The organism is Massilia sp. Root335, from assembly GCF_001425685.1.
Lineage (GTDB): Bacteria > Pseudomonadota > Gammaproteobacteria > Burkholderiales > Burkholderiaceae_D > Telluria > Telluria luteola.
Window position 1 is genome coordinate 54,346 of the sequence record NZ_LMCY01000032.1, and the last position, 26,586, is coordinate 80,931.

Annotated in this window: 20 protein-coding genes and 1 pseudogene; 16 read left to right on the top strand and 5 right to left on the bottom strand. The window is 66.8% G+C overall.

The features are described 5' to 3' along the window. Positions 1-65 precede the first annotated feature (65 nt). A complete protein-coding gene (locus ASC93_RS17650) occupies positions 66-815 on the bottom strand; it encodes a serine protease (protein ID WP_229412769.1) in 750 nt (249 codons plus the stop codon). Positions 816-1,254: 439 nt separating this feature from the next. Between ASC93_RS17650 and ASC93_RS17655 the strand changes: the two genes are divergently transcribed. Genes ASC93_RS17655 through ASC93_RS17705 form a run of 11 tightly spaced genes read left to right on the top strand, consistent with a single transcriptional unit; the run spans position 1,255 to position 15,572 of the window. After that, positions 1,255-2,799: an XrtA system polysaccharide chain length determinant gene (locus tag ASC93_RS17655; protein WP_056445052.1), complete on the top strand. Its 1,545-nt coding sequence runs from the start codon at positions 1,255-1,257 to the stop codon at positions 2,797-2,799. 16 nt (positions 2,800-2,815) lie between these two features. Then, the gene (locus tag ASC93_RS17660; RefSeq protein WP_056445056.1) at positions 2,816-3,790 is read left to right on the top strand and encodes an XrtA-associated tyrosine autokinase; all 975 of its coding nucleotides are present in this window, start codon (positions 2,816-2,818) and stop codon (positions 3,788-3,790) included. Continuing rightward, positions 3,771-5,354, top strand: a complete 1,584-nt coding sequence (locus ASC93_RS17665; protein WP_082548127.1) for a TIGR03016 family PEP-CTERM system-associated outer membrane protein — start codon at positions 3,771-3,773, stop codon at positions 5,352-5,354. Before ASC93_RS17660 ends, ASC93_RS17665 begins: the two co-directional genes overlap by 20 nt. Positions 5,355-5,371: 17 nt before the next feature. Next, the gene (locus ASC93_RS17670) at positions 5,372-6,457 is read left to right on the top strand and encodes an XrtA/PEP-CTERM system-associated ATPase (protein ID WP_056445062.1); all 1,086 of its coding nucleotides are present in this window, start codon (positions 5,372-5,374) and stop codon (positions 6,455-6,457) included. Next, complete coding sequence (locus ASC93_RS17675; protein ID WP_229412770.1) at positions 6,454-7,338, top strand: XrtA system polysaccharide deacetylase; 885 nt, start codon at positions 6,454-6,456, stop codon at positions 7,336-7,338. The genes ASC93_RS17670 and ASC93_RS17675 overlap by 4 nt, the downstream gene beginning before the upstream one ends. Further along, positions 7,335-8,432 (top strand): FemAB family XrtA/PEP-CTERM system-associated protein, encoded by a 1,098-nt coding sequence (locus tag ASC93_RS17680; protein ID WP_056445063.1) that lies wholly within the window; start codon positions 7,335-7,337, stop codon positions 8,430-8,432. The genes ASC93_RS17675 and ASC93_RS17680 overlap by 4 nt, the downstream gene beginning before the upstream one ends. 13 nt (positions 8,433-8,445) lie before the next feature. Beyond that, entirely contained in the window at positions 8,446-9,648 is a 1,203-nt protein-coding gene (locus tag ASC93_RS31725; protein ID WP_056445066.1) for a TIGR03087 family PEP-CTERM/XrtA system glycosyltransferase, read from the top strand. Next, entirely contained in the window at positions 9,639-11,195 is a 1,557-nt protein-coding gene (xrtA, locus tag ASC93_RS31730; protein ID WP_056445071.1) for an exosortase A, read from the top strand. Before ASC93_RS31725 ends, xrtA begins: the two co-directional genes overlap by 10 nt. Positions 11,196-11,223: 28 nt before the next feature. Beyond that, complete coding sequence (locus ASC93_RS17695) at positions 11,224-12,441, top strand: TIGR04063 family PEP-CTERM/XrtA system glycosyltransferase (protein WP_056445074.1); 1,218 nt, start codon at positions 11,224-11,226, stop codon at positions 12,439-12,441. Positions 12,442-12,454: 13 nt separating this feature from the next. After that, positions 12,455-13,621, top strand: a complete 1,167-nt coding sequence (locus tag ASC93_RS17700; protein WP_056445082.1) for a TIGR03088 family PEP-CTERM/XrtA system glycosyltransferase — start codon at positions 12,455-12,457, stop codon at positions 13,619-13,621. Positions 13,622-13,664: 43 nt separating this feature from the next. After that, entirely contained in the window at positions 13,665-15,572 is a 1,908-nt protein-coding gene (locus tag ASC93_RS17705; protein ID WP_056445085.1) for an XrtA/PEP-CTERM system amidotransferase, read from the top strand. Between the two features lie 87 nt (positions 15,573-15,659). Here the strand turns inward: ASC93_RS17705 and ASC93_RS17710 are convergent, their stop codons facing one another. Further along, positions 15,660-16,898: a pyridoxal-dependent decarboxylase, exosortase A system-associated gene (locus ASC93_RS17710; protein WP_056445088.1), complete on the bottom strand. Its 1,239-nt coding sequence runs from the start codon at positions 16,896-16,898 to the stop codon at positions 15,660-15,662. Continuing rightward, positions 16,895-18,475 (bottom strand): acyl-CoA ligase (AMP-forming), exosortase A system-associated, encoded by a 1,581-nt coding sequence (locus ASC93_RS17715; protein WP_056445091.1) that lies wholly within the window; start codon positions 18,473-18,475, stop codon positions 16,895-16,897. The genes ASC93_RS17710 and ASC93_RS17715 overlap by 4 nt, the downstream gene beginning before the upstream one ends. Before the next feature lie 224 nt (positions 18,476-18,699). Between ASC93_RS17715 and ASC93_RS32200 the strand changes: the two genes are divergently transcribed. Next, positions 18,700-19,788, top strand: a complete 1,089-nt coding sequence (locus tag ASC93_RS32200) for an acyltransferase (protein ID WP_056445094.1) — start codon at positions 18,700-18,702, stop codon at positions 19,786-19,788. A gap of 93 nt (positions 19,789-19,881) precedes the next feature. Here the strand turns inward: ASC93_RS32200 and ASC93_RS30005 are convergent. Continuing rightward, positions 19,882-20,817 (bottom strand): annotated as a pseudogene (locus ASC93_RS30005) (acyltransferase family protein); the annotation flags it as partial. A gap of 181 nt (positions 20,818-20,998) precedes the next feature. Between ASC93_RS30005 and ASC93_RS17735 the strand changes: the two are divergent. Both ASC93_RS17735 and ASC93_RS17740 read left to right on the top strand, forming a co-directional pair. Continuing rightward, positions 20,999-22,228, top strand: a complete 1,230-nt coding sequence (locus ASC93_RS17735; protein ID WP_056445103.1) for an aminotransferase class I/II-fold pyridoxal phosphate-dependent enzyme — start codon at positions 20,999-21,001, stop codon at positions 22,226-22,228. Further along, positions 22,225-23,313, top strand: a complete 1,089-nt coding sequence (locus ASC93_RS17740) for a GNAT family N-acetyltransferase (protein WP_056445107.1) — start codon at positions 22,225-22,227, stop codon at positions 23,311-23,313. The genes ASC93_RS17735 and ASC93_RS17740 overlap by 4 nt, the downstream gene beginning before the upstream one ends. Here the strand turns inward: ASC93_RS17740 and ASC93_RS17745 are convergent. Further along, positions 23,267-24,277 carry a polysaccharide deacetylase family protein gene (locus ASC93_RS17745; protein ID WP_056445110.1) on the bottom strand — a complete coding sequence of 337 codons (1,011 nt, stop codon included), beginning with the start codon at positions 24,275-24,277 and terminating at the stop codon, positions 23,267-23,269. The genes ASC93_RS17740 and ASC93_RS17745 overlap by 47 nt on opposite strands. Before the next feature lie 217 nt (positions 24,278-24,494). On the opposite strand from ASC93_RS17745, the gene ASC93_RS17750 reads away from it, so the two are divergent. Together ASC93_RS17750 and ASC93_RS17755 are read left to right on the top strand one after the other, a co-directional pair. Beyond that, positions 24,495-25,601 carry a glycosyltransferase family 4 protein gene (locus ASC93_RS17750; protein WP_157201983.1) on the top strand — a complete coding sequence of 369 codons (1,107 nt, stop codon included), beginning with the start codon at positions 24,495-24,497 and terminating at the stop codon, positions 25,599-25,601. Positions 25,602-25,644: 43 nt separating this feature from the next. Beyond that, the gene (locus tag ASC93_RS17755) at positions 25,645-26,568 is read left to right on the top strand and encodes a hypothetical protein (RefSeq protein WP_157201984.1); all 924 of its coding nucleotides are present in this window, start codon (positions 25,645-25,647) and stop codon (positions 26,566-26,568) included. Positions 26,569-26,586: the final 18 nt, after the last annotated feature.

The window sequence follows — 26,586 nt, forward strand, 5'->3', positions numbered from 1 at the left end:
CCCAACGAAAAGACTGCGCACAATAGAAATTGTGTTTGATCATGACGCGCTTGCCGCTTTTCTGCTTACTTCTTCTGCAACAGCGCGCGCACGTAGTTGGCGGGGATGGCATATGTGATCCCGCTCGGCGCCGTGATCGCCGTCTCCTTGAGCCCTTTCACGAACACGGCATTGATCACGCCCAGCACCTTGCCGGTGGCGGGATCGTACACGGGGCTGCCGCTGTTGCCGGGATACGCCGTCCCGTCGAGCTGGAAGATATTGAAGGGTGCGCGTTGCAGGGCCGCGATCTGGCGCGGATCGAGGCTGCGGGCGCCGAGCGAAGGACGGACGATGGGCGTGATGGCCGCCAGGGTCGCCCGGTGCGTGGCCGCGTGCAGGCCCAGCGCCATGGCGAGCGGGAAACCCGTCAACGCCAGCTCCTGCCCTTCCTGGGCCGTATCCGAATCGCCCAGTTCGAGCGCGGGCAAGGGCGTGCCGCTGAGACGCAGGTGGGCCAGGTCGTGTTCGTTGTCGCGCGCCACCAGCGCGGCCGGCCGGAAGCGCACCCCTTCGCCATCCGGCAGCACGATGCCGAGCTGTTCGATGTTGCCGTCGGCCGGCGTGGCCGGGACGACGTGGGCATTGGTGATGACGTCCAGGCCGTCGCCGACGACGAAACCGGTGCCGACGAAGACCGTCGACGGGCTGCGGGTCCGCTCGAACGTGCCGACACCCACGACGGAACGTTTGATGGTCGGGACGATCGTCCTCAGGTCGGTTGCCGCGGCCAGCCCCGGCAGGGCGCAGGCGGACAGCGCAAGTACGCCCAGCACGGTCGCCACACGGCGCCGACGGGGGTGGGAAGACGGGTTGACGGGAGCACGCTCCCTATTTCGAAGCGGCATCAACCGTGCACCCCCTTTTGCATTTTAGACATTACAATAAAGCGCTTGAACTTGAGCAATTGCTGCGCCGCTAGTCTACGCGATGAGATCGCTCAACGCACTGCGCTGGCGTTGAAGGCATACAACGGTTTAACGGATTTTTATTAAATCCGTGCTAATAATTCACGGATGTTAAGCAAAAACCCGCATGGTCCTCAGATTGCTTGGCGGCATTAGTGTTGCAGATGAGGCACTTCCGAATGGGCTCACCATATTTTTCTCGCGTGTAATTGCAATTGCTCGGGGTACAAGCGATCATGCGAGGTATTTGATTATTTTTTGGCCCCCTCCCGAAAGGTAGCGGGCCGTTCATGGCGAGACTGACGAGATGGCAGAGATCACAGCCGTACTTCTTAACTTCCTCAAGGCGATTGGCAAATACCGTTGGCATGCCGTCGTCATTACCTGGGTTGTCGCACTGATCGGCTGGGTGGTGGTGTTGCGCCTGCCCAATCAGTACGAAGCATCGGCACGCGTCTATGTCGACACGCAGAGCATCCTGAAACCATTGCTGTCGAGCATGACGACCGTGCCCAACCTGGAGCAGCAAGTGATGTTCATGCGCCGTACGCTGATCAGCCGCCCGAACGTCGAGCGCCTGATGCGCATGGTCGACCTCGACGTCAAGGCCAAGGACAGCAAGGAACACGACAAGATCGTCGATGAACTGATGTCGAAGATCAAGGTCTCCGGCACGGAGCGCGACGACATCTACACGCTGACCTATGTCTCCGACAGTCCCAAGCTGGGCAAGGACGTCGTCCAGTCGCTGCTGACGATCTTCGTCGAAGGCAGCTTCAGCGGCAAGAAGCAGGATTCGGAAAAGGCGGTCCAGTTCATCGACGACCAGATCAAGACCTATGAAGAAAAACTGGCCGCGGCCGAGAATTCGCTGAAGGAATTCAAGCTCAAGAACCTGGGCATGCTCCCGCGCGAAGGCGGCGGCAGCGGCGACTTCGGCGGCCAGTTGCTGCAGGCGAACGACCAGCTGAGCCAGGCCAAGCTCGAACTGGCCGAAGCGGAACAGGCACGCAACGCGATCCGCCACCAGATCGACGGCGAGCCGGCCAAGCCGGGCACCGTGACGGTCGACCCGGCCCTCGTCGACCCGGAACTGGAAGCGCGCATCGCGACCGCGCAAAAGAACCTGGACATGCTGCGCCTGCAGTTCACGGAACAGCATCCGGACGTGATCGCCAACCGCCGCCTGCTCGACCAGTTGCTGGCGCAGAAGGCCGACCTGGCCAAGAACAAGAAGCGCAGCCTCGACCCGGGCGCCAGCTACAGCCCGATGCTGCAGCAGCTGAACGTGGCGCTGTCGCAGGCCGAGGCGCGCGTGGCGTCGATGCGCGCCCGCGTCGCGGAATACGAGAACCGTGCGGCACGCCTGCGCAGCCAGAGCACGACGGCGCCGGAAATCGAGGCCCAGTTCGCCCAGCTGAACCGCGACTATGCGGTCAACCGCGAAAACTATCAGAAGCTGGTCGAACGCCGCGAATCGGCGCGCCTGTCGGGCGACCTGTCGTCCGCCACCGACATGCTGACGTTCCGCGTGATCGATCCGCCGACCGTGCCGAACCATCCGAGCGGCCCGAACCGCCTGCGCCTGTTCTCACTGGTGTTCGCCGGCGCCCTCATCGCCGGCCTGGCCGTCGCGTTCCTGATGAGCCAACTGCGTCCGACGTTCCTGAGCCAGAGCACGCTGCGCGACGTGACCGGCCTGCCGGTGCTCGGCTCGATCGGCATGAACTGGACGCCGGAGCAGACCGTCAAGCGCAAGCGCCGCCTGGTCGCGCTCGGGGGATCCGTGTTGCTGCTGTTCAGTGCCTATGGCATCGGGATGGCCGCAATCCTGGTCCGCCCCACGCTTTAAGATTAAGGAGTACACCGTGAGCATCATCGAAAAAGCGGCAAGCCGGATCGACCTGCAGCGCAACGCGCCCGCCGTCGCCAAGCCAGCGGAAACGGCCGCGGTCGACGCCATCGAGGCGGCCGGCGCGGCCGCGCCGAACGCGCCCGTGGCCCTGGCACCGGTCGTGGCGCCGGAATCGGCCAAATCCGCGGCCAAACCCGCGGCCGCACCCGCAGCGGCGCCCGCGGCAGCCGAGGCCGATTCGCGCCCGGCGCAGAAATTTTCGACCCGCCGCGTCGAACTGGACCTGAACCGCATGCGCGACCTGGGCATGGTCACGGCGGCCGGCGGCCGCACGCGCCTGCTGGAAGACTTCCGCGTCATCAAGCGCCCGCTGCTGCAGCGCGCGTTCGCCGAACGCGCCGCGGGCGAAAAGCCGGGCAACCTGATCATGGTGACCAGCTCGCTGCCGGGCGAAGGCAAGACCTATTGCGCGATCAACCTGGCGATGAGCATCGCGATGGAACTCGACCACACCGTGCTGCTCGTCGACGCCGACGTCGCGCGCCCGTCGGTGCTGCGCTCGCTCGGCCTGCCCGCGCACCGTGGCCTGATGGACATCCTGCTGGACGACAAGATCGACATGGCCGACGTCATGCTGCGCACGAACGTGGACACGCTGTCGATCCTGCCTGCCGGCACCAGCACGCCGCGCGCGACCGAGCTGCTGGCCAGCTCCGCCATGAGCACGCTGGTGAACGAGATCGCCAACCGCTATCCGGACCGCGTCGTGATCTTCGATTCGCCGCCGCTGCTGCTGACGAGCGAATCGCGCGTGCTGGCCTCGCACATGGGACAGATCGTGATGGTGGTCGAAGCGCAGACGACGACCCAGCACGCGGTCAAGGAAGCCCTGCACCAGCTGGAAGGCTACCCGAACGTCAATCTCATCTATAACAAGACCAGGGACTTCCCAGGCATCGAAGAAACGTATGACTATCACTACGGCTAATTTGTCCGCTCACCGGTTGGTCAAATGGCCTGGCAGCGGCGCGCTCCGGCTCACGCCGCTTGCGCTGGCGGCGATGCTGCTGTCGAACGACTGCCGGGCAGAATGGAAAGTCACGCCCGTCGTCCAGTTGCGTGAATCGTATTCCGACAACGTCGGCAACGTGGCCGACGAACAGGCGCGCGGCAGCTTCATCAGCGAGGCGGCGCCGAGCCTGACCGTCACCGGCCTCAGTCCGCGCCTCAAGTTCAACGCCAGCGCGGAATGGCGCAAATACGCGTACAGCAACACCGATACGACCAATGCGCGCAGCAATGACCGTCGCTACTCGATGACGGCCGAGGCCATCGCCATCAAGGAATTGCTGTACGTGGACGCCAGCGCCAACGGGTCGCGCCAGGCGGTGTCGGCGTTCGGCCCGGTGCCGAACAATTCGTTTGCGGCCAACAACGGCACGAACATCCGCACCTGGAGCATCAGCCCCTACCTGCGCCACCGGTTCGGCGCGACGGCCACGCTGACGGCCCGCCTGGCGCGCGACTCGGTCGAGGGCGGCAGCGGCAACGGCTTCGGCAACAGCCTGGCCAGCACGCGCGCGATCGACCTGGTCAGCGGCCCCGCATCCCCCGATCTCGGCTGGAACGTGCACTATTCGCACCAGGACATGAGCGCCCAGCGCACCGGCAATACGACGACCGAGAACAGCCTGGCGGGCCTGCAGTACCGCGTCGCGTCGCACCTGAGCCTGACCTCCACCGTCGGCTACGACAAGTACGAATACCACGCGCTCTCCGAAAACACGAGCGGCCCCAGCTGGTCGGGCGGCTTCATCTGGCAACCGTCGACGCGCACCAAGGTCGAGGCGTCGTTCGGCCACCGCTACTTCGGCAAGACGGGATCGTTCGACGCCAGCTACCGCACCCAGCGCAGCATCTGGGCGCTGACCTATGCCGACATCGTCACGACGACGCGCTCGCAATTCCTGCTGCCGGCCGCGCTCGACACGGCCGCCATGCTGAACCGCCTGTTCGCCGGGGCGTATCCGGACCCGGTCGTGCGCCAGCAGATCGTGCAGGCGTACATGGCGCAGGCGGGCCTGCCGCCCACGCTGGTCGACAGCATCAACTACCTGAGCAACCGCTACATGCGCAACAAGCGCTTGCAGGGCTCGGTCACGTTCAAGGGTGCGCGCAGCAGCCTGCTGCTGTCCGTGTTCAAGGAACGTACGGAAGCCCTGTCGCTGCAGCAGGAAGACAGCACGCTGCTGCCGACGCAGCTGAGCTCGCTGAACGAAGACACCGACCAGCACGGCGCCAACGTGAATGCCGACTACAAGCTGTCGACGCGGACCTCGGCGCACGCCAGCCTGTACGGCGCGAAGGTGAAATCGCTGCGGACCGGCATCACCAACGACATCCGCCAGCTGAACGTGGGCATGAGCAGCCGCTTCAACACCAAGATCAACGGATCGCTCGACCTGCGCCACTCCAAGGGCCGCATCGGCGTGTTCGACAACCGCGACTACCACGAGAATGCCATCGTGGCGACGCTTTCCGTCCAGTATTGAGCCCGCGGAGGCATACGATGTACGAGTCTTTCTACGGATTTTCCGCCAAACCTTTCCAGCTGCGTCCGGACCCGCATTTCTTCTTCGGCAGCAAAGGCCACAAGCGCGCCATGGCCTACCTCGAGTACGGCCTGTCGCAGGGCGAGGGTTTCATCGTCATCACCGGCGAAGTCGGTGCGGGCAAGACCACGCTCGTGCGCAACCTGTTCAACCGGCTGCCGTCCGACCAGATCCTGGCCGCCCACATCGTCAACACGCACCTCGACCCGGACGACACGCTGCGCATGGTCGTGTCGGCGTTCGGCCTGCCGTATGAAGGCGCCAGCAAGACGGACCTGCTCACGCGCCTGGAAAAATTCCTGTGCGACGTCGACCACCAGGGCAAGCGCGCCCTGCTCGTGATCGACGAAGCGCAGAACCTGTCCGCGCGCACGGTCGAAGAACTGCGCATGCTGTCGAACTTCCAGACCGACGACAAATCGCTGCTGCAGACCTTCCTGCTCGGCCAGCCGGAATTCCGCGCCACCCTGCACAGCCCCGGCATGCAGCAGCTGCGCCAGCGCGTGATCGCCAGCTACCACCTGGGCCCGATGGATGCGCAGGAAACCCGCGCCTACGTCGAACACCGCCTGGCGACCGTCGGCTGGAAGGGCGACCCGTCGTTCGACGACGGCGCCCACGCCGCGGTCTACGCCTACAGCGGCGGCATCCCGCGCAAGGTCAACACGCTGATGGACCGCGTGCTGCTGATGGGCTATCTGGAAGAGATGCACGCGTTCGGCGAGCAGGACATCAACACCGTCGTGAAGGACATCAGCGAGGAATTCGACGTGCCAGATCCGGTCGGCACGCCGGCGCCGGACACGCTGCCCGACGCCGCTCCCGGCACCGACCTGGACGCGGGCTACCGGACCGACCTGCATCCGGCCGGCCTGCGCACCATCGACCAGCGCAACGGCGAACGCCGCGCCAGCAGCGTCGAAGTGCTCGACGAACGCATGATGCGTCTGGAAAAGTCGATCGTTTCCGTACTGTCGATCCTGAAGAAGATCGTCGCCACGCCCCAGGGGGCGGTAACCCAGCCTATGGACAACCAAGAATGAACATGGTCGAACTCGCCCCGCGGCCCGTGCCGGCCCCGGGACAACGCATCCGCAATGCGATGACCTGCGACGTCGAGGATTACTTCCAGGTCTCCGCGTTCGCGCCCTACATCGATCGCGCCAGCTGGCCGAGCCGCGAATGCCGCGTCGAAGCGAACATGGAGCGCATCCTCGCGCTGTTCGAGCGCCACGATGTGCGCGCCACCTTCTTCACGCTGGGCTGGATCGCCGAGCGCTATCCGCAACTCGTGAAACGCATCGTCGCCGCGGGCCACGAACTGGCCAGCCACGGCTACGGCCACCTGCGCGCGTCGGACCAGACCCGCGCCGAATTCGCCAACGACATCCGTTCCGCGAAAGCGCTGCTGGAAGACATCGGCGGCCAGGCCGTGCTGGGCTACCGCGCGCCGAGCTTCTCGATCGGCCGCGACAACCTGTGGGCGCTCGACGAACTCCTGGACGCCGGCTACCGCTACAGCTCGAGCATCTACCCGGTCGTGCACGACCACTACGGCATGCCGGAAGCGCCGCGCTTCGCGTTCTACCCGAACGGCACGGACGGCCTGCTGGAAATCCCGATCACGACCGTGCAGATGATGGGCCGCAACCTGCCGGCCGGCGGCGGCGGCTATTTCCGCCTGCTGCCGTATGCGCTGTCGCGCTGGATGATGGCCAAGGTCAACCGCGATGACGGCCAGAGCGCCCTGTTCTACTTCCACCCGTGGGAAGTCGATCCCGGCCAGCCGCGGCCCGAAGGCCTCGGCGCCAAGGCGCGCTTCCGCCACTACATCAACATCGACCGGATGGAACGCCGCATCGAATCCCTCGCGCGCGACTTCGCGTGGGATCGCATGGACCACATCTTCCTGAACCGCCCATGAACTCGATCATCGAAGCCGCCGCCGCCAAACGGGCCGCCCCCGTCCTGGCCACCTCGCCCATGACGCTGCACACGCTGCAGCCGCACGAATACGGCCGCTGGGACGCCTTCGTGCGCGCCTGCCCGGACGCCACCTTCTTCCACCTGTCCGGCTGGCAGAAGGTGATCGAAGGCTCGTTCGGCATCAAGACCTGGTTTTATTACGTGCAGCAGGACGGCCAGATCCTCGGCGTGCTGCCGCTCGCGGAGATCAAGAGCCGCCTGTTCGGCCACTCGCTCGGCGCGATGCCGTTCTGCGTGTACGGCGGCCCGGCCGCGACCAGCGATGCGGCCCGCACGATGCTCGACGCCGCCGCGCACGAACTCGCGCAACGGCTCGGCGTCGGCCACCTGGAATACCGCGGCATGCAGCGCTTCCACCCGGACGACGCGGCGTGGCACACGAAGGAGCTGTACGTCACGTTCAGAAAAGAGATTTCCGGCGACGACGAAGCCAATCTGAACGCCATCCCGCGCAAGCAGCGCGCGATGGTCCGCAAGGGCATCAAGCTGGGCCTGCGCGGCGAAGTCGATGCGAACGTCGACCGCCTGTTCGAAGCGTATGCGCGCAGCGTGCATCGCCTGGGCACGCCGGTATTCCCGAAAAAATACTTCGCCATGCTGCAGGAAGTCTTCGGCAACGAATGCGAAGTGCGTTCCATCGTCACGGAAGACAACCGCCTCGTGGCCGCCGTGCTGTCGTTCTACTGGCGCGACGAAGTCGTGCCCTACTACGGCGGCGGCACCGACCTCGCACGCGAAGTGGCCGGCAACGACTTCATGTACTGGAACTTGATGCAGGCAGCGGCCGCGCGCGGCTGCCGCCTGTTCGACTTCGGCCGCAGCAAGCTGGGCACCGGCGCCTACGACTTCAAGAAGAACTGGGGCTTCACGGCGCAGCACCTGCCGTACGAGTACAAGCTGTATGGCGCGAGCGCGCTGCCGGACAACAATCCGCTGAACCCGAAATACCAGCTGTTCATCAAGATGTGGAAGAAGCTGCCGCTGCCGGTGGCGAACTTCATGGGTCCCTACATCGTCCGTAATCTGGGGTGACAAGGAAGCCATCGTGGAAGACCTGCTGCTGCTGATCCACCGGATCCCGTACCCGCCCAACAAGGGCGACAAGATCCGCTCGTACCACCTGCTCAAGCACCTGGCGCGGCACTATCGCGTGCACCTGGGCACCTTCGTGGACGATCCCGACGACTGGCAATACGTGCCGCACGTCGAGGCGCTGTGCGCCAGCAGCCACTTCGCCGGCATGAAGCCCCTGCTGGCGCGCGTGCGCAGCCTGCAGGCGCTGGTGAAGAACCGCTCGCTCTCGCTCGAATACTACCGCGACGCTTCGCTCGCGCGCTGGGTCGACGAGACGGTGGCGAAACACAAGATCGAGCGCGTGCTCGTGTTCTCGTCGGCGATGGCGCAGTACGCCGACCCGTACCGCTCGGCGCGCCGCGTCGTCGACTTCTGCGACGTCGACTCGGACAAGTGGCGCCAGTACGCCGACCAGAAATCGTGGCCGATGAACTGGCTGTACCGCTACGAGGCGCGCCAGCTGCTCGCGTACGAACGCCGCGTGGCGCGCGACTACGACGCGTCGCTGTTCGTCTCCGCGCCCGAGGCGGAGCTGTTCCGCCAGCTCGCGCCGGAAAGCACGGCCAAGATCGGCCACTTCAACAACGGCGTCGACACCGATTACTTTTCGCCCGACCAGCCGCATGCGAATCCGTATGCGGCCGGCGAGCGCGCCCTCGTGTTCACGGGCGCGATGGATTACTGGCCCAACGTGGATGCCGTGCAGTGGTTCGCGGCCGACATCTTCCCGACGCTGCGCGAGCGCTTCGCCGACGTCAAGTTTTATATCGTGGGCGCCCGTCCGGCGCCGGCCGTGCAAGAACTGGCGAAGCTGCCGGGCGTCGTCGTGACCGGCACCGTGCCCGACGTGCGGCCGTACATCGCGCACGCCGCCGTCTCGGTCGCACCGCTGCGCATCGCGCGCGGCATCCAGAACAAGGTGCTGGAAGCGATGGCGATGGCGACCCCGGTCGTCGTGTCGCCGCAGGCGCTGGAAGGCATCGACGCGGTGCCGGGCAGCGAACTGGTACTGGCCGAGGATGCCGCCGCCTTCGTCGACGTCGTCACGACGCTGCTGGCCGGCCAGGACAGCGCCGCCGCCGCGATCGGCGCGGCCGCCCGCGCCAAGGTCCAGCGCCGCTACAGCTGGTCCAGCAACCTGGCCTGCATTGGGGAGAGTCTCGAATGTTCCTGAAACCGCCGCCCGGTGTGATGAACGCCACCGCCACCCCCATCTCGCGCCAGGCTACCTTCCTGATCGTGCTGGCCTTGCTCGCGCCGTTCCTGCTGTACCTCGGCACGGTGCGCTCGATCATCTCGGTGTGGAACAGCTCCGAAACGTTCGCGCACGGCTACGTGATCCTGCCGATCAGCCTCTGGCTCGTGTGGCGCCGGCGCGAGAATTTCAGCCTGTATCCGCCCAGGCCGTGGCCGCCCGCGCTGCTGCTGCTGGCGGTGCTCGGCGCCGGCTGGCTGGCCGCGCAGCTGGGCGAGGTGCAGGTCGTGTCGCAATACACGTTCGTCGCGATGTTCCCCGTCGCCGCGCTGGCCCTGTTCGGCCCGCGCCTGGCCGGCTCGCTCACCTTCCCCCTGCTGTTCCTGCTGTTCGCGGTGCCGTTCGGCGAGATCTTCGTCGCCCCGCTGATCCAGTTCACCGCCGACTTCACCGTGTGGGCGGTGCGCGCCACCGGCATCCCCGTGCTGCGCAGCGGCACCCGCTTCGAACTGCCGACCGGGAGCTGGTCCGTCGTCGAGGCCTGCAGCGGCGTGCGCTACCTGATTTCCTCGATCACCCTGGGCAGCCTGTACGCCTACCTGACCTATCGCTCCACGGCGCGGCGCGTGCTGTTCGTCGCCCTGTCGATGGTCGTCCCGGTCATCGCCAACGGCCTGCGCGCGTACATGATCGTGATGATCGGCCACCTGTCCGGCATGGAGCTGGCGACGGGCGTTGACCACATCATCTACGGCTGGCTGTTCTTCGGCCTCGTCATGTTCGTCATGTTCTGGATCGGCAGCTTCTGGCGCGAGGACATCGTCGCCCCATCGATGCCGGCGCCGACGACCATGCCCGCATCGGTCGCGCAAGGCGCCGCCGCGCCGCGCCGCCTGCCGGCGATGGTGGCCGGCGTCGTGCTCGTGTGCGCGTTCTGGCCGGCGCTGGCGCTGCTGGGCGAGCGCGCCAACCACAACCCGGCGCCGGTGCGCCTGGCCGACGTCGCCGTCACCGCACCGCGCACCGCCGACTTCGCGGACTGGAAGCCCTTCTACATGACACCGGACGCGCGCTTCCACCAGGCCTACCAGGCAGGCAGCCTGCCCGTCAGCCTGACCATCCTGTACTACCGCAACCAGGACCCGGAAAAGAACCTGATCAGTTCCATGAACCGCCTGAACGGCTACGAAGACGCCTGGCACGAGGTCGAAAGCGCAGCGCGCAGCGAGACCGTGGCCGGCACGCCGCTCACGCTGCACGAAGGGGTCCTGCGCACGCCGCAGGGCGCGATCATGGTCTGGGCCTTCAAATGGGTCGGCGGGCACTACACGGGCAGCGATTACGTCGGCAAGCTGTGGCAGGCCGCGAACAAGGCCATGCTGCGCGGCGACGACGGCGCCGCCGTGATGCTCGCGGTCCCGTACGACAACGACAAGGAACGCGCGCGCGCCGCACTGCACCGCTTCCTGGCCGATCAGGGCACCGCGCTGGACCAGGCGCTGAACGCGACCCGAACTCACCAATAACGCGACCACAAAAACGGAAATCCAGACCATGCGAGTCCTGCACGTCCTCGACCATTCGATCCCGCTGCACAGCGGTTACACCTTCCGCACCCGTTCGATCCTGCGCGAGCAACGCGCGCTCGGCTGGGAAACCTTCCACGTCACCGGCGCCAAGCAGAATGCCGGCGACATGCTGGAAGAAACCGTCGACGGCCTGCACTTCTACCGCACGCCGGAATCGAAGGGCGCGCTGGCGAAGATGCCCGTGCTGAACCAGGTGAACGTGATCGACGGCCTGGCCAAGCGCCTGGCCGAGATCATCCCGCTCGTGAAACCGGACGTCCTGCACGCGCACTCGCCGTCGCTGAACGCGATCGCCGCGCTGCGCGCCGGCAAGCGCTTCAACATCCCGGTCGTGTACGAAGTGCGCGCGTTCTGGGAAGACGCCGCCGTCGATCACGGCACCAGCACGGAGAACGGCCTGCGCTACCGCCTCACGCGCGCGCTCGAGACCTATGCGCTGAAGCAGGCCGACGCCGTCACCACCATCTGCGAGGGCCTGCGCAAGGACATCGTCGCGCGCGGCGTCGCGGCCGAGAAGGTCACGGTGATCCCGAACGCGGTCGACATCGAAAAATTCTCGATGGGCGGCACGCCGGACCTCGCACTGAAACAACAACTGGGCCTGGGCGACGCGCGCCTGGTCGGCTTCATCGGCTCGTTCTATGCCTACGAAGGCCTGGACGTGCTGCTGCGCGCCGTGCCCAAGCTCATCGCGCGCATGCCCGACCTGCGCGTGCTGCTCGTCGGCGGCGGCCCGCAGGACGCGCCATTGCGCCAGCTGGCGAAAGACCTGAACATCGCCGACAGGGTCGTGTTCACGGGCCGAGTGCCGCACGACCAGGTCAACAAGTACTACGACCTGCTCGACGTGCTCGTGTACCCGCGCCTGTCGATGCGCCTGACCGACCTCGTCACCCCGCTCAAGCCGCTGGAGGCGATGGCGCAGGGCCGCATCCTCGCCGCCTCCGACGTCGGCGGCCACCTCGAGCTGATCGAAGACGGCAAGACCGGCGTGCTGTTCGGCGCCGACGATCCGGATTCGCTGGCCGACAAGGTCGGCGCCCTGCTGGCCGCGCACGACACGTGGCCGCAGCTGCGCCAGGCCGGCCGCCGCTACGTCGAGACGGAGCGCAACTGGAAGGTCAGCGTCGGACGCTATCCGGCCATCTACGGCCGCCTGACGCAAAAGGCCCTGGCGGCATGATGGAACGTCGACGATGAACGCGCCCGCACCTGCGCTCACGCCGGCCGGCGTCGACACCCGGCCGCTGGTCGTGCACCTCGTGTATTCGCTCGGCGTGGGCGGCCTGGAGACGCTGCTCGTCGACTGCATCAACCGCATGCCGGCCTGGCGCCACGCCGTCGTCTGCCTGACGACCTACACGTCGTTCGCCGACCGCATCGCCCGGCACGACGTCGAGCTGCATGCGCTCGGCAAGCCGCCCGGTCTCGGCCTCGGCACGCACCTGACGTTCTGGCGCCTGATGCGGCGCATGCGCCCGACCGTGCTGCACACGTATAACCTGGCCGCGCTGGAATACGCTTTTACCGCCACGCTGGCGGGCGTCCCCGTGCGCATCCACGCGGAACACGGCCGCGACGCGAGCGACCCGCACGGCCTGAACCCGAAACACAACTTCCTGCGCCGCCGCCTGGTCCCGTTCGTCGACCGCTTCATTCCCGTGTCCGAAGACCTGAACCGCTGGCTCGGCGACGTCGTGCGCATCCCGACCGACAAGACGCTGTTCATCAAGAACGGCGTCGACACGGACAAGTACGCGCCCGGCGGCACGCCAGCCGCGGACGCGCCGTTTCAAACGGGCGACATCGTGATCGGCACCGTCGCGCGCATCCAGGACGTCAAGAACCACCGCGCCCTCGTCGACGCGTTCGCGCAATTGCGTGCCCGCCTGCCCGACCTGGCGCCGCGCCTGAAACTCGCGATCGTCGGGGACGGCCCGCTGCTGCCGGCCGTGCGCGACCAGGTGGCGCGCCTCGGCCTCCTTGATGCCGTGTGGCTGCCCGGCGCGCGGTCCGACATCGCCGCCATCCTGCACACGTTCTCGGTCTTTGCGCTGCCCTCGCTGGCCGAAGGCACGCCCGTCTCGATGCTGGAAGCGATGGCGTGCGGCCTGCCCGTCGTCGCCTCGCGCGTCGGCGGCATTCCGGAAGTCGTCGACGACGGCGAACAAGGCCTGCTGGTGCCGGTCGGCGACGTCGGTGCCCTGACCGACGCGCTGGCCCGCTACGCGCAGGACCCGGCCATGGCACGCACGCACGGCAGCGCGGCGCGCGCCCGCGTGCTGGACCGTTTCAGCCTGCGCGCCATGGTGGCCGCATACGGCGTCCTGTACGACGAACTGTGCCTGAACAAGGCACACTGACGCGTTACCGTTTCACCCATATACAAGCAAGAAAGCCAACATCATGTGCGGAATAGTCGGAATCTTTGACACCCAAGGCAACCGGGAGATCGACCGCGAAGCGCTGCGGCGCATGAACGAAAGCCAGTACCACCGCGGTCCCGACGAAGGCGAACTGTATCTGGAAAAAGCGCTGGGCATGGGCCACCGCCGCCTGTCCGTGATCGACGTGGCCACCGGCCAGCAGCCGTTCCTGAACGCCGCGCGCGACGTGGCGCTCGTGTTCAACGGCGAGATCTACAACTACCGCATCCTGCGCGACGAGCTGATCGCGCTGGGCCACGTGTTCCGCACCAAGTCCGACACGGAAGTCGTCATGAACGCCTGGCTTGCGTGGGGCGAGGACTGCGTGCGCCGGCTGCGCGGCATGTTCGCGTTCGGCGTGTGGGACCGCAAGAAGCAGACGCTGTTCCTCGCGCGCGACCACGTTGGCGTAAAACCGATGTTCTATTCGCTGCTGCCCAGCGGCCTGTTCGTGTTCGGCTCGGAACTCAAGTCGATCATGACCTTCCCCGAACTGTCGCGCAAGCTGAACCCGCGCGCCGTCGAGGATTACTTCGCCTACGGCTACGTGCCGGAGCCGAACACGATTTTCCATAACGCTTATAAACTCAGCCCCGGCCATTCGATCCTGCTGAAGGTCGGCGACCGCGCGGTGCAGCCGAAGCGCTGGTGGGACCTCGCCTTCAACGTCGCGCCGGCGCGGCCGGAGGCGGACGTCGAGGCCGAACTGATCGACCGCGTGCGCGAAGCGGTGAAGAGCCAGATGGAATCGGAGGTGCCGCTGGGCGCCTTCCTGTCCGGCGGCGTCGATTCCAGCGCCGTCGTCGCGATGATGGCCGGCGCCAGGGACGGCACGGTCAGCGAGGGCGTCACCACGTGCTCGATCGGCTTCGACGATCCCGAGTTCGACGAAACCCAGTACGCCATGCAGGTGGCCCAGCGCTACCGCACGCACCACCACGCGCAGATCGTCGACAAGGACGACTACGGCCTGATCGACACGCTCGCGCACCTGTACGACGAACCCTTTGCCGACAGTTCCGCGATCCCGACCTACCGCGTGTGCCAGCTGGCGCGCCGCCACGTGACGGTGGCGCTGTCGGGCGACGGCGGCGACGAGAACTTTGCCGGCTACCGCCGCTACCGTTTCGCGATGGCCGAACACAGCGTGCGCTCGAAGGTCCCGGAAGCGATCCGCAAACCGCTGTTCGGCACCCTGGGCAGCCTGTACCCGAAGGCCGACTGGGCGCCGCGCGTATTCCGCGCCAAGACGACGTTCGAGGCGATCGCGCGCGACCTCGTCGAGGGCTACTTCCACGGCGTGTCGCGCCTGACCGACCGCCAGCGCAACCAGCTGTTCTCGGATACGTTCAAGAGCGACCTGCAGGGCTACCGCGCGATCGACGTGATGCGCACGCACGCCGCCCAGGCGCCGACGGACGATCCGCTGTCGCTGATCCAGTACCTCGATTTCAAGACCTGGCTGCCGGGCGACATCCTGACGAAGGTCGACCGCGCCAGCATGGCCCACTCGCTGGAAGTGCGCGTGCCGCTGCTGGATCACGAATTCTGCGAATACGCGGCCACCCTGCCCCCGAGCCTGAAACTGCGCGGCGGCGAAGGCAAGTACATCCTCAAGAAGTCGCTGGAGCCGCATCTGCCGCACGACATCATGTACCGGTCCAAGAAGGGCTTTTCGATCCCGCTGGCGGCCTGGCTGCGCGGCCCGCTGCGCGAGGCGGTGCGCGAGGCCGTGCTGGGCGCGCGCCTGGTCGATACCGGCATCTTCAACCGCCGCTACCTGGAACAGCTGGTGTCCCAGCACCACGCGGGCACGGCCGACCACAGCGTGGCACTGTGGTCGCTGATGATGTTCGACGCGTTCCTGCGCGTCAGCGCCGGCGCTTAGAGCCTGCCCAGGCAGGGTGGGCTCACCGAGCCCACGCGTGACGCCAACCCACCGCATGCCTCGCGCGTGGGCACCGGGGTGCCTACCCTACACCAGCACTTCCAGCGCCGCCGGGTGCCCGAGGAATGCGCCCGGGCTGGCGGACGGGCCGTAGGCGCCCGACTGGAACACGACGATCAGGTCGCCCACCTGCGCATGCGCCAGCTCCATCCGGTCGGCCAGGATGTCGAGCGGGGTGCACAACGGCCCCGTCACGCTGGCCGGGCCGCTGTCAACCGGCGCCACGCGGCTGCCCACGGCGACCGGATAATTCTTGCGGATGACCTGCCCCAGGTTGCCCGAGGCGGCCAGGTGGTGGTGCATGCCGCCGTCCGTCACGAGGAAGACTTCACCGCGCGAGACCTTGCGGTCGACGACGCGCGTCACGTAGACGCCGCATTCGCCCACGAGGTAGCGGCCCAGTTCCAGCGCCAGCCGCGCCTGCGGCAGCGCCGTGGTCAGCTTTTCCAGTTCGGGCGCCAGGCGCGCGGCGATGGGCGCCACGTCGAGGCGTTCCTCGCCCGGAAAATACGGGATGCCGAAGCCGCCGCCGATGTTCACCTGGCGCACCGGGACGGGCGCCGCGTCGGCCAGGCGCAGCGCGAGTTCGATGCTGCGCGCCTGCGCGTCGATGATGGCGTCCGCGCGCAGGCTCTGCGAACCGGCGAAGATGTGGAAGCCCTGGAAGTCGACGGCCAGCCCGGCCGCGACGCGCAGCAGGCGCGGCACCTCCTCCGCGTCGATGCCGAAAGGCTTGGCGCCGCCGCCCATCTTCATGCCGGACGATTTCAGTTCGAAGTCCGGATTCACGCGCAAGGCGATGCGCGGCGCGATGCCCAGCAGGTCGCCGATGCGCGCGAGGGCCATGAGCTCGCGCTCCGATTCGACGTTCACGCACACGCCGGCGGCCACCGCCTGCGCCAGTTCGGCGTCCTGCTTGGCCGGGCCGGCGAAGCTGATGCGCTCGGGCGCCATGCCGGCATCCAGCGCCGTTTTCAGTTCGCCGCCGGAGGCCACGTCCAGGCCGTCGACGAGGCCGGCCATGTGCTGCACGAGCGCCGGCATCGGATTCGCCTTGATCGAGTAATGCAGCAGCACGCCTTGCGGCAGCTGGACGCGCAGGTCGCGCACGCGCTGCGTGCACAGGGCGCGGTCGACCGCGAAGAACGGCGTGCGGCCCACGCGCTGCGCGAGCCGGGTCAGCGGGATGCCGCCGACCTGCAACACGTCGTCGACGACGGAAAAAAGGATCTGCGGCGCGTGGCGCGCGCGGTTACTTGCTGTCATGATGCGTCGTTCGTTTGCAGGGTAAGCCGCAACAGGTTGCGGTCGATCTTGCCGTTCGGGTTGCGCGGCAGCGGGCCGGCGCGCAGGTCGATGTGGGCCGGCACCATATAGGCCGGCAGGCGGCGCTTGCATTCGGCCAGCAGCGCGGCACCGTCGATGACGCCTTCCTCGACGGGCACGGCGATCACGGCGATCGCCTGGCCCAGTTGCGGATGGTCGATGCCGAAGGCGGCCACCTCGGCGACGAGACCGGTCGCGTGCAGCACGGATTCGATCTCGGTGGGGCTGATGCGGTAGCCGGACACCTTGATCATGTCGTCGCTGCGGCCGACGAAGTACAAATAGCCGTCGGCGTCGCGGCGCACCGTATCGCCCGACCACACGGCCAGTTCCGGCACGGGCAGGCCAGGGTCCCGGCCGGGCGCGGGACGGAACCGCTGCGCCGTGCGCGCCGGATCGTTCCAGTAGCCGAGCGCCACGAGCGCGCCGCGGTGCACGAGTTCTCCCGGTTCGTCGGGGTCGCACGGGCTGCCATCCGGACGCACGACGAGGATCTCGGCGTTCGGGATCGCGCGGCCGATCGAATCGGGACGGCGCGCCACTTCCGCCGGCGACAGGTAGGTGGAGCGGAACGCTTCCGTCAGGCCGTACATCAGGAAGATCTGCGTGTCCGGCAAGACTTCGCGCAGCGCCTGCACCGTCGGCACCGGCATGGCGCCGCCGGAATTCGTGATGAAGCGCAGCGTGCAACCCGCCGGCCACGCCAGGCGCGCCAGCGCGATCCACAGCGGCGGCACGGCGGCCAGGCCCGTGATGCGCTCGCGCGCGACCATCGCCACGATATCCTTCGGGAACAGGTAGTTCATCAGCACGACGCTGGCGCCGCGCATAAAGGCCGTCGTCAGCTGGGACAGGCCGTAGTCGAAGCTGAGCGGCAGCACGGCGAGCAGGCGGTCGTCCGCGCGCAGGTCCAGGTAGCTCGCGACGCTCTGCGCACCCGCGACCATGTTCCGGTGCGACAGCACGACGCCTTTCGGCTGCCCCGTGCTGCCCGACGTGTACAGGATCGCGGCGACGTCGGTGTCGATGCGGCGGTGCGGCGCGACGTCCACGTCCACGTCCACGTCCACGTCCGCGGGCCAGGCCAGCACCGGCAGCGCGGCGGATGCGGGCGCCGCATCGCCGTCGGCCAGCAGCACGGCGCGCACATCGGGGCAGCGTTCGAGCACGGGCGCCAGCTGCGCGAGGCGCTCGGCCGTCGTGGCCAGCAGGCGCACGTTGCAATCGGCGAGGATGTAGGCGACCTGCTCGGGCTTGAGCAGCGGATTGACGGGCACGAACACGCAGCCGGCGGCGGCGGCGCCGAACATGGCGGCCACGTTCTCGATGCGCTTTTCCATGTACACGGCCACGCGCGCGCCGGGTTCCAGTTTCGCATCCAGCAGCAGCGCGGCGACGGCGCGCACCTGCGCGGCGAGCTGCGCGTAGCTGCAGCGCTTGTCGCCATAGGCGAGAGCTTCGGCGGCGGGCGTGCGCGCCGCGCTGTCGAACAGGGAGTCGTGGATCAGGTGGTTCATCAATGCCATGGGTTCTGCCGGCGGGCGTGGTCGGGCAAACGCCAATCTTACCAGTTCGTCTCCGTCAAGTCGTAGAGGAAGCGCTCGCGTCGCCGCCGCCGGCGCGACAAGGTCCGTGTTGACTTGGCATGGGAAAGGTGCTCTCATTCGTGGCTCAGCTCACCGCTTCACGATTGCCGCGCCGTGCACACGCTTCCTCGCGCCATCGACCAAGGATCGACAACATGAACAAACCCCGCGCGAACGAAATCGATCTGCTGCGCTTCCTGGCGGCGCTTGCGGTCGTGCTTTTCCACTATGCGTTTCGCGGGTATGCCGCGCACAGTTCCAGCATGCCCTATCCGTTGCTGGCACCGGTCGCCAAATACGGGTGCTATGGCGTCGAACTGTTTTTCCTGATCAGCGGATTCGTGATCCTGATGAGCGCCTCGAGCGGAAGCCTGAAGCATTTCGTCATCTCGCGCATCGTGCGCCTGTACCCCGCCTTCTGGGTCTGCTGCACCCTGACGTTCCTGATCCTGCTGTTCTTTGGCAGGAACGCGCCCACGCTGGTCCAGTATGCATCGAACATGACGATGCTGAGCGGTTTCAGCGTCATGCAGAAGATCGCCCCGGTCACGCAGATCGACGGCTCGTATTGGTCGCTGGTCGTCGAGATGCGCTTCTATGCCCTCGTGGCGGTGCTGCTCCTGCTGCGCCAGATCCATCGCGCGGAACTCTTCCTCACCGGCTGGCTGGTCGCGGTCGTCCTGTTCGAACTGACCGGGATGGAACACCTGCGCGAGGTCCTGATCGTCGACTATGCCGCCTATTTCATCGCCGGCGCGATGATGTATCAGGTCTGGTCGCATGGGATGTCGTGGCTGCGCCTGGGCGTGATCCTCGGAAGCTGGGCGCTGGCGCTGTACGAAAGCGCGATCCGCGTGCCGAAATTCGAAGCCGCCTCGCACACGACGATGGACCTCGGTGTCGTCCTGTTCCTGGTCTCCGCATTTTTCGTCGTGATGCTGGTGGTGGCGCTCAAGAAGTCCGGCTGGTTCGGCCGCCGCAACTGGATGGTGGTCGGCGCCCTGACCTATCCCCTCTATCTGGTGCACCAGGCCATCGGCTACGTCGTCTTCAACCACTTCTACCCCGGATTAAATCCCCATGGGCTGCTCTGGGGGACGGTGGTCGTGATGATCGCCGTCGCCTACGCGATCAACGTCCGCGTCGAGCAGCCCGTCGCGGGCGCGTTCAAGCACCGGTTGAACCGCTGGTGGGATGCGGGGCGCGCGGTCTTCGTGCCCGTCGTCCGTCCCACGCTGGATTGACACCGGCGTTCGCACGACGCCGAACAGCGGCGCAAGCAGCGACCGGTACCGCTTCGTGCGCCGCTCCGTCAACTCGCCCATGCCCACGACGCCGAGCAGCAGCAGGCCACAGAACGGCAGCGCCGCCTGCACGCCCAGGCCGTTCCAGATCAGGACCGCCAGCGGCATGTGGAACACGTACATCGAGAACGTGAAACTGGACAGGTAGCGGATCGCCGCTTCGCATTTCAGCAACAGGCCCATGCCGAGCGAGCCGGCCGCCAGGAAGTTCAATGCGACGATCAGGCCGAGCAGGAAATCGCCGACGAACTGGTTCGATCCGCGCGTGAGATCCATCGCCTCGGGCCAGATGCCGCGCATGGCTCCGCGGACGCGCGCGCCGACGTCGATCCAGAAGAACGCCAGTCCGGCGGCGAGCGTCAGCCCGAAGATCCACAGTGCCGTCCTGCGGTCGAGGACCGTCATCTTCCGGTGCAGATACACGCCGAGCAGCCACACGGGCATCAGCAGCAGGATCTTCGGCCCCGCGATCACGGCGGCGCACAGCAGCAGCAGCCGGCTGGGGTGATAGCACCAGATGCCGAACAGGATGTAATACCAGACTTCGTAGTTCAGCGACCAGAACGGGCCGTTGTACGGCAGCGCGACATTGGTCCACGTCTGCGCGAGGAAGGTCATGTTCAACGCCACGTCCAGCGCGTCCGACCCGCGCGTGCCCGCGTACTGCATCGCGTGCACGCCGAATGCGGACAGCAGCACGGACAACGCGGCCGCGCCCAGCACGACGGGATAGATGCGGGCGGTGCGATGGTGCAGGTAGCCGCGCAATCCGAGTTCCGGACGGGACGCATGCGAGATGACGAAGCCGGACAGCACGAAGAAGATGACGACGGCGGCATGGCCGGGCCACGGCAATGGATGCCTGGGGAAGGCGAGCACCCACAGGTGGGACAGCACGACGAGGGAGGCGGCGCCGAAGCGCACCAGGTCCAGATACACCGAGAGCCCGAGCGGGATGTCGCGTTTCATGATGGAGGTGGCTGGTTGTGGAACGGTTGAATACCCGCGGCTGCGGCGCGTTACGGATTAAATCCGCCCGTACGTACAATCCAACAAATTGTAGCATCGAAATTAACTTAATTAATTTTGTTGCAATTTAGCCGCAATTAGCCGGCACCGGCCCCCGAAACGTGCGTGTTATATTAAGTGCATGCCGTCAACAACCGCTCCACCGTCCGCCCGCCGCGCCATCCCTCCCGTGCCCGTGCTGTCGCTTGCCGCATTCACGGGCGGGCGTCGTGCCGCGCTGCCGTCGCTGCTGGACGGAGCGGACGTGCGTCTCGTCACGAGCGGCCGGATCGCGATCGGTCTCGCGCTGCGCGCGCTCGGCGTGGGCGCGGGCGACGTCGTGCTGGTGCCGGCTTACCACAGTCCGTCGATGGTCCCGCCCGCGCACTGGTGCGGCGCCGACGTCGCGTTCTACCGCATCCGTCCGGACACGGCGCCCGACCTGGCCGACATCGAAGCGCACCTCGCCAAAGGCCGCGTCAAGGCGATCCTCGCCACCCACTTCTTCGGCATCCCGCACGACCTGGGGCCGCTGCGCGCGCTGTGCGACCGCCACGGCGTCGGCCTCGTCGAGGATTGCGCGCACGCCTTCTTCGGCGCGCGCGACGGCGCCGCGGTCGGCAGCGTGGGCGATTATGCGATCGGCAGCACGATGAAATTCTTCCCGATCTATGAAGGCGGCTGCCTGGTGTCGCACCGGCACCGGCTGGACGTGGCCTTGCACGGCGCCGGTGCCGGCTTCGAGATGAAAGCGGCGCTCAACGCGCTCGAAGCGGCCTTCGCCTACGGCCGCCTGCCCGTGCTGCGGCTGTTGCTCGCGCTGCCGCTGCGCCTGAAAAGCGCGCTGTGGAACGCGCGCAAATCGCGTGCCGCGAACGGCACCGCCGCGGCAGCGCCGGCGTCCGCGCTGGCCCCGTCGTCGTCGGACAGCAGCTTCGAGTTCGATGCGCGCTGGGCCGACAAGCGCTCGTCCTGGTTTTCGCGCGCGGTACTGCGCTGCGTGTCGCCCGCGCGCATCGTCGCGCGGCGCCGGCGCAACTACCAGGAACTGCAGCGCGCGCTGGACGGCGCGCCCGGCTGCCGTCCCCTGATGACGCGCCTGCCCGACGGCGCCTGTCCGTGGATGTTCCCGCTGCTCGTCGATCGCCCGCAGGCGGTATTCGACGCGCTGCAGCGCGCCGGCGTGCCGATGACGCGCTTCGGCGCGACCTTGTGGCCGGGCGTGGACGCGAGCGTGTGCGCCAACAGCGCGGACCTCGGCCGGCGCCTGATCGCCTTCCCCTGCCACCAGGCGCTGGACGACGCGGAACGGGCCTGGCTGCACGCGCAGGTGCGGCAGGCGCTCGAAGCCTGCGCGGCGGTGCCGGCATGAGCGCGACCGCCGCGCATTGGACCGTCGTCCCCGCGCGCGACTTCGCGCGGCACGCCGCACGCTGGCAGCGCCTGCACGCGGCCGGTGCCGCGTCGCCGCTGCTCGCCGCCGACTTCGTGCAGGCCCTGCTCGACGTGTTCGGCACGGGCCGGGAATTGCTGGCCTGGCACGGCGACGACACGGACGCGATGACGATCGTCGCGCCCGGCCGCCGCGGCGTCTGGAACACGTTCCAGCCGGCCCAGGCACCCGTCGGCCTGTGGCTGCAGGCCGACACCCGTCCCGCCGACGGCCTGCTCGCGGGCCTGCTGCAAGCCCTGCCCGGCCCCGCGCTGATGGTCGGCCTCACGCAGTGCGACCCGGTACTCATGGCGCGTCCCGGCGGCGCGCGCAGCTTCGATTACATCCGGACGGCGCGCATCACGGTGCAGGGCAGCTTCGACGACTACTGGCTTGCGCGCGGCAAGAACCTGCGCAGCAACCTCAAAAAGCAGCGCAACCGCCTGCGCCAGGACGGCATCGCCACGCGCCTGGAAATCGTGCGCTCGCCGGACGACATGGCGGCCGCCGTGGCCGACTACGGCAAGCTGGAGACGAGCGGCTGGAAGGCCACCGAAGGCACCGCCGTCGATGCGGCCAACGACCAGGGCCGCTTTTATCGCACGATGCTGGAAGCGTTGGCGCGCCGCGGCGCGGCCAGCGTCTACCGCTACTGGTTCGACGGCCCCGCCGGTCCGCATCTGGCCGCGATGGATCTGTGCGTCGAAGGCGGCGGCTGCATCGTGATCCTCAAGACGGCCTACGACGAAGCGCTCGGACCGCAGCTGTCGCCGGCCCTGTTGATGCGCGAGGAAGCGACGCGCGGCCTGTTCGACGAAGGACGTTTCGAGCGCATCGAATTCTATGGACGGGTGATGGAGTGGCACACCCGCTGGACCGACGAGATCCGCACGATGTACCACCTGAACGGCTACCGCTGGCCGCTGCTGGGCCGCTTGCACGCGCTGGCCGCGCGCAAAAAGGGAGACAGCGCGCGCGTCAGCGCTGCGCCGCCAGCGCCTGCCGCAGCTGCGCCAGGCTCATGAATTCTCCGCCGACCTCGTCGCGGAACCACGCGCAGTAATCGTGCACGTTGGCGATCAGGCGTTCCAGGTCTGCCTCGCTGCGCACGTACGGCGTATGGCCCGGCATCAGCGACGGGCTGTGATACGTCAGCGAAAACACCTGGCAGCCGCCGGCGAGCAAGGCATCGGTCAGGCGCCGCATCTCGGCGCCGCTCGCCACTTCGGGACTCAGGCGCACGCGTTCGAGCGCGCGCGAACGCGCCAGCACGCCGCCGAGACGCGCGCGCCGCGCCCAGGGGCCCTGGGCGACGTCATATAAACGCTGGCCGAAACGGCGCAGCCAGCCGCAATACCCCGTGGTCACGGGCAGTTCGAGCAGCTCGCGCTTCCCGGCCTGGAACCAGTACGGATGTTCGTCGAATGCGCGGAAATCCGGCCCGCCGTCGGCCGTGAAGGCGCTGTACGGGACGACGCTCGCATCGACGTCGTAGCCGAGCGACGCGATCGATTCCGCGGTGTGCGGACCGAGGCCGTAGCGGCCCGCCTTGAACGCGAGCGGCTGCTTGCCGAACGCGTCGACGATGGTCTCCGTGAGGAGGCGCAGCTTGTCGTATTCGAGCTGGCGCGGCAGGTTGCCGCCATACGAATTGAAATCCGACAGCGCCTCTTCGTAAGGCGGCGACACCCACGGATGCAAATGGGCGCCGATCTCGCAGCGGCCCGCATCGAGCAGGCGGCGCAAGGTGGCGACGGCGGCCGGCGTCGTCGCGACGGGCCAGTCGACCATGTACGTGGGGATGATGCCGAACTTGTCGAACACGCGCGCATGCATCAGCGGCTGCCTGGCGATGGACGTGGTCCCGATGGCGCTGCGGTTGAACGGTTGATCCCAGGCGAATTCGCCCTCGGTGTCGACGATTACGAGCAGGACCGGACGCTGTCCGGGTGCCAGTTGCGCCGGCACTTGCTGAGCTTTTTCTAACATTACTTGGGCCGTTAAAAGTATTGCAATCCTAGCACAATGTGTTTGTCGCCCGGAAATCAATCGTGTGGCAATCCGCCCCAGCTGCACGCACGAATACGCTGCACTGCAACATGCAGAATTAATTGATGAGCTATAATTTTGTGCTAAATATTGCAACTTCGCACCAAAACCGGAGTACAGGGTGACAACAGCGGAAAAGCCAGGAGTCGTGTTCACCATGCGCTATCCCGACGATACGGGTTACGTATGGAATTTCACCGCCGCCGTGCGCGACCGGGCAAGCAGCGACCTGCTCGACCGGGCGAACGTCTACATGGCGTTTCCCAGGCTGACGGGCAATCCCAGCTACCAGCCGAAACACCTGCAGCCCGTGGAATTGGATTGCTACGACACCACGCCGGCCGGCCGGGCCGCGATCGAACAATTCGTGCTGACCCATAACGTGAAGGTCATGGTGTTCATGAGCGCGCTGTCGAACACCGTGTGCCTGGATCTGCTGCGCCGCCTGGGCGTGCGCACGATCAACACGGAAAACGACAGCTTCGATCCGCGCCAGCGCGACGGTGCACTCAAAAAGATCGCGAAATACCTCGTGCGGCGCGTGCTGCGCAAGCAGCAGCACGACCTGCACCTGGCCAATTCCGTCGCCCAGGAACAATTCCTGCTGAATTATCAGAAACTACCGCGCGACAAGGTCATCCTGATGCGCAATTCGGTCGATTCCGTGAAATTCCATCCCGGCGACCGGGCCGCCGCGCGCGCCCGGCTGGGCCTCGACCCGGACCGCTTCTGGATCCTGGCCGTCTCGCAGGCGCGCCCGGAAAAGCGCGTCGACCGCCTGCTGCAGGTGGTACGCGACGTGGTCGCCGCGCGTCCGGACCGGCGCATCGGTTTCATCTACGTGGGCGACGGCCCGCCGGCCGTGGAATGGAAACGGCTGGCGACGGAACTCGGCCTCGAAGATATCTGCGTGTTCGCCGGCCGCCAGAACGACCTCGTGCCGTACTACCGCGCCGCCGACCTGCTCGTGCACGCGGCCGAGCGCGAAAGCTTCGGCAATGCCATCGTCGAGGCCATGGCCTGCGGCATCCCGGTCGTCGCCAGCGCGGCGCTGGGACCGAAGGAAACCATCCTCGACGGCAAGACCGGCGCGGTCATCGGGCTGGACGACTTCGCCGGCTTCACGCAGGCCGTTCTGCGCTATGTCGACAGTCCGGAAATAGCAAAAATGCATGGAAACAACGCGCGTGCGCACGTCGATACCGCATATAATGTTGTGCGTCAAAGCAAGGAATTCGCCGCACACATCGCGCGGTTTCTGTGACCGATGCTTTGAATTTGAACAGCAGAAAAGGGAGTCCTGAGGAATGTCTTTAGTCGAGAGGGTGGTCCAGCGCGCAAGGCGAGACTATTTCCGATGGCAGTACCAGAAAGTCGCACGCCAGATCCTGGACACCCGTCCCGTGCAGCGCGGTGACCTGCCCTTCACGCTGCTGTCGATGGTGCACCAGCGCGACGTCCATTCCTACCTGGTCGCGGTCAAGTCGTTTACCCATTTCCTGAATCCGTCCCGCATCGTCGTCGTGTGCGATCCGTCGATCGACGAGAACGACCGCGCCGTGCTGAAGCATCACCTGCCGCACGTGATCCTGCGCGAAGCGCACGAATTCACCCATGCGGACATCCCGCGCGGCGGCACCTGGGAGCGCCTGTTCGCGATCTCCGGCTATGCGCTGGACAGCTACGTCATCCAGCTGGATGCCGACACGCTGACCATGCAGCCGATCCCGGAAGTGCTGCAGGCCATCCAGGCCGGCGCCGGCTTCGTGCTGGGCGAAATCCCGGACACGCCGATCCGCCCGCTGGACGCCGTGCGCGCCCACGCGCTGCCCAAGATGAAACCGGGCGCGCACATCCAGACGCTGTCGGAAGCCGAGATGGCCAACGTCGGCCTGCCGGGCGACGCCCGCTACGTGCGCGGCTGCTCCGGCTTCACGGGCTTTCCGCCATCGACGACGATGCGCGACAACCTGCTCGACTTCTCGCGCCGCATGACCGGCAAGCTGGGCGAGGACTGGAAACGCTGGGGCACCGAACAGGTGACGTCGAACTACCTGGTGGCGAACGCGTTCGCCACGAAATCGCTGCCGTTCCCGAAATACGGCACGCCCGACTGCGCCACGGCGGAGACGGCGTTCTTCCACTTCATCGGGCCGATGCGCTTCATCAACAACAAGTACAAGACGACGTCGCGCCAGGCCATCCACCTGATCTCCAACGCGCCGGCCTGATTCTCGGCGCGTTTTTCT

Excerpts from the sequence above, each read along its gene's own strand:
- ASC93_RS17655 (WP_056445052.1), top strand. The coding sequence starts at position 1,255 with ATGGCAGAGATCACAGCCGTACTTCTTAACTTCCTCAAGGCGATTGGC.
- ASC93_RS17665 (WP_082548127.1), top strand. The coding sequence starts at position 3,771 with ATGACTATCACTACGGCTAATTTGTCCGCTCACCGGTTGGTCAAATGG.
- ASC93_RS17670 (WP_056445062.1), top strand. The coding sequence starts at position 5,372 with ATGTACGAGTCTTTCTACGGATTTTCCGCCAAACCTTTCCAGCTGCGT.
- ASC93_RS17675 (WP_229412770.1), top strand. The coding sequence starts at position 6,454 with ATGAACATGGTCGAACTCGCCCCGCGGCCCGTGCCGGCCCCGGGACAA.
- ASC93_RS17680 (WP_056445063.1), top strand. The coding sequence starts at position 7,335 with ATGAACTCGATCATCGAAGCCGCCGCCGCCAAACGGGCCGCCCCCGTC.
- xrtA (WP_056445071.1), top strand. The coding sequence starts at position 9,639 with ATGTTCCTGAAACCGCCGCCCGGTGTGATGAACGCCACCGCCACCCCC.
- ASC93_RS17695 (WP_056445074.1), top strand. The coding sequence starts at position 11,224 with ATGCGAGTCCTGCACGTCCTCGACCATTCGATCCCGCTGCACAGCGGT.
- ASC93_RS17700 (WP_056445082.1), top strand. The coding sequence starts at position 12,455 with ATGAACGCGCCCGCACCTGCGCTCACGCCGGCCGGCGTCGACACCCGG.
- ASC93_RS17705 (WP_056445085.1), top strand. The coding sequence starts at position 13,665 with ATGTGCGGAATAGTCGGAATCTTTGACACCCAAGGCAACCGGGAGATC.
- ASC93_RS17710 (WP_056445088.1), bottom strand. The coding sequence starts at position 16,898 with ATGACAGCAAGTAACCGCGCGCGCCACGCGCCGCAGATCCTTTTTTCC.
- ASC93_RS17715 (WP_056445091.1), bottom strand. The coding sequence starts at position 18,475 with ATGAACCACCTGATCCACGACTCCCTGTTCGACAGCGCGGCGCGCACG.
- ASC93_RS32200 (WP_056445094.1), top strand. The coding sequence starts at position 18,700 with ATGAACAAACCCCGCGCGAACGAAATCGATCTGCTGCGCTTCCTGGCG.
- ASC93_RS17735 (WP_056445103.1), top strand. The coding sequence starts at position 20,999 with ATGCCGTCAACAACCGCTCCACCGTCCGCCCGCCGCGCCATCCCTCCC.
- ASC93_RS17740 (WP_056445107.1), top strand. The coding sequence starts at position 22,225 with ATGAGCGCGACCGCCGCGCATTGGACCGTCGTCCCCGCGCGCGACTTC.
- ASC93_RS17745 (WP_056445110.1), bottom strand. The coding sequence starts at position 24,277 with ATGTTAGAAAAAGCTCAGCAAGTGCCGGCGCAACTGGCACCCGGACAG.
- ASC93_RS17750 (WP_157201983.1), top strand. The coding sequence starts at position 24,495 with ATGCGCTATCCCGACGATACGGGTTACGTATGGAATTTCACCGCCGCC.
- ASC93_RS17755 (WP_157201984.1), top strand. The coding sequence starts at position 25,645 with ATGTCTTTAGTCGAGAGGGTGGTCCAGCGCGCAAGGCGAGACTATTTC.